Raw genomic sequence first — 2,407 nt, forward strand, 5'->3', positions numbered from 1 at the left:
GGCCTCCATGCCCCGGCACGGCGCGCCGCGGCGGCTGCATGCGCCCATGCCCTAGGCCACCCGCGCCGGCGCCGCGCCGTCGCGTGCCGCGGCCAGCGCCGCCACCGTCGCCCGCAGCTCCGGCTCGGTATGCTCGGCCGAGAGGAAGAAGCGCAGCCGCGCCGAGCCTTCCGGCACCACCGGAAACAGGATGGGCTGCACGTTGATCCCCGCCGCGAACAGCGCCGCCGCCAGCCGTGCCGCGGCGACCGAGCTGCCGAGGATCACCGGCACGATGCCGAGCCCGGCGGAGCCGCCGGTGTCGAACCCCGCCTCCCGCGCCAGGCGCAGGAACAGCGCCGCATTGGCCTGCAGCCTGGCGACGCGCCAGGGCTCCGCCTGCAGCACGCGCAGCGATTCCAGCGCCGCCGCCGCCAGCGGCGGGGCGAGCCCCACCGAATAGACGAAGCCCGGCGCGGCATGCCGCAGCAGGTCCACCAGGGGCTGCCGGGCCGCGATATAGCCGCCGCAGGCCGACAGCGTCTTGGACAGCGTGCCCATCCAGATGTCCACCGCATCGGGCGGCACGCCGCAATGCTCGAAGCTGCCGCGGCCGGTGGCGCCCAGCACGCCGAGCGCATGCGCCTCGTCGACCATCAGCAGCGCGTCATGCTGCCGCGCCAGGGCGGCGAAGCGCGCCAGGTCGGGCGCGTCGCCATCCATGCTGTAATGGCCTTCCACCACCAGCAGCGCCCGGCCATGCCGCGCCCGCTGCGCCGCCAGCTCCCGCCCGGCCGCCTGCCAGTCGTTGTGCGGGAAGGCGATGCGCCGCGCGCCGGACAGCCGCGCGCCCTCGGCGACGCTGTTGTGGATGAGCTGGTCGTGCAGGATCAGGTCGCGCGGGCCGAGGATCTGGCCGATGACGGTGACGTTGGTCGCATGGCCGCTGACGAAGCAGAGGCACGCATCCGCGCCGTAATGCGCCGCCAGCGCCGCTTCCAGCGCGCCATGCACCGGCCGCTCGCCGGAAGCGAGGCGGGAGGCGGAGGCGGAGACGCCGTGCCGGTCGATCGCCGCCTTGGCGGCCGCGGCGATGCGCGGGTCGCCATTCAGCCCGAGATAGTTGTAGGACGCGAAATTCAGGCAGTCGCGGCCCTCGATGACGCTGCGCCCGCCCGCCACGCCCTCATGCGGCCGGAAATAGGGGTTCTCGAGGCCGAGCGCCGCCCCGGCCTCGCGCACCATCTCGATCTCCCGCAGCCCGGGCAGGGTGGCGAGGTCGCGGCCGGGCGTCTCGGGCGGCGGCGCGCCCGCCTCCTCGCCACGGCGGCGGGACAGGCGCTGCAGCAGCGCGGCGCGCGCCGCGGCGGACAGGCCGAAACCCTGGGTCATGGGGCCGCCCCGGCCATGGCCTGCGGCGGGATCATGCCGCCCGCACCGCGGGGTCCGCCGGCTCATGCGCCCCGACCAGCGCCGAGGCCGCCGCATCCGGCGCCGGGGCGCCGCGCAGCGCCTCGGCCAGGCGGCGCGCCAGGGCGTCGAGCGTCAGCGTCTCGGTCACCGCCGCCAGCGGCACCGGCATGCCCAGCCGCTGCTCGAGCCCGAGGCGCAATTCCATCCCGCCCAGGCTGTCGAGGCCGAGGCCGCCCAGCGGCGCCTCCGCCGCGATGGAGGCCGGCGGCAGCCGCAGGATGCGGCCAAGCTCGGCCGCCAGCGCGTCCCGCAGCAGGGCCAGCGCCTCGGCCTCGGGCAGGCTGCGCAGCCGGTTGGCCAGGGCGCCATCCGCCGCCATGGCCGGGGCGGCGTCCCGCACCGCCTCGAAGCAGGGCTCGGCCAGCACCGCCAGCGCCGTCCGCGCCTCCCCCCAGGCCAGCCGGGCATGGCCGATCACCGGCGGCCCGGCCGCCAGCAGCGCCGGCAGGGCGGCCAGCGCCTCCGCCGCCGGCAGCGGCGCCGCGCCCAGGCGGCGGCGGAGGATGGTAGCCGTCGCGGCATCCCCGGCCAGCATGCCGGCATCGGCGATCGGCCCCCAGGCGATGACCTGGGCCGGGCGGCCGGCGGCGCGGCGGCGGCGGGCCAGCGCCTCCAGCGCCGCATTGGCGGCGACGTAGGCGGCCTGCCCGGGATTGCCCACCGCCACCACCGCCGAGCCGAACAGCAGGAACAGGTCGAGCGGGTCCCCGGCTGTCGCCGCATCCAGCGCCTCCGCCACCCCCAGCTTGGCCCGCAGCACCGCCTGCGCGCGCGCCGGGTCCAGCGTGGCGGCGGCGCCGTCGGCCAGGGTGGCGGCGGCCTGCACCACGCCGCGGATCGGCGGCATCGTCGCCCGCACCTGCCGCAGCGTCGCCGCCAGCGCTTCCGGGTCGGCCGCGTCGCAGGCGAAGGCCTCCGCCCGGGCGCCGAGCCCGGCCAGGGCGCGCAGCGCCGC

General features: G+C 78.0%; 2 protein-coding genes. Both read right to left on the reverse strand.

The features are described 5' to 3' along the window. Positions 1 to 51 precede the first annotated feature (51 nt). Positions 52 to 1,371 carry an aminotransferase class I/II-fold pyridoxal phosphate-dependent enzyme gene (locus E2C05_RS31035; protein WP_133223467.1) on the reverse strand — a complete coding sequence of 440 codons (1,320 nt, stop codon included), beginning with the start codon at positions 1,369 to 1,371 and terminating at the stop codon, positions 52 to 54. A 31-nt stretch (positions 1,372 to 1,402) separates the two neighbouring features. Further along, a partial coding sequence (locus tag E2C05_RS35315; protein ID WP_133223468.1) for a KR domain-containing protein occupies positions 1,403 to 2,407 on the reverse strand: 1,005 nt, incomplete at its 5' end.

Origin of the sequence: Paracraurococcus ruber, assembly GCF_004353985.1 — a bacterium.
GTDB classification, from domain to species: Bacteria; Pseudomonadota; Alphaproteobacteria; order Acetobacterales; family Acetobacteraceae; genus Paracraurococcus; species Paracraurococcus ruber.

Coding starts and splice junctions, on each gene's coding strand:
- E2C05_RS31035 (WP_133223467.1), bottom strand. CDS start 1,371: ATGACCCAGGGTTTCGGCCTGTCCGCCGCGGCGCGCGCCGCGCTGCTG.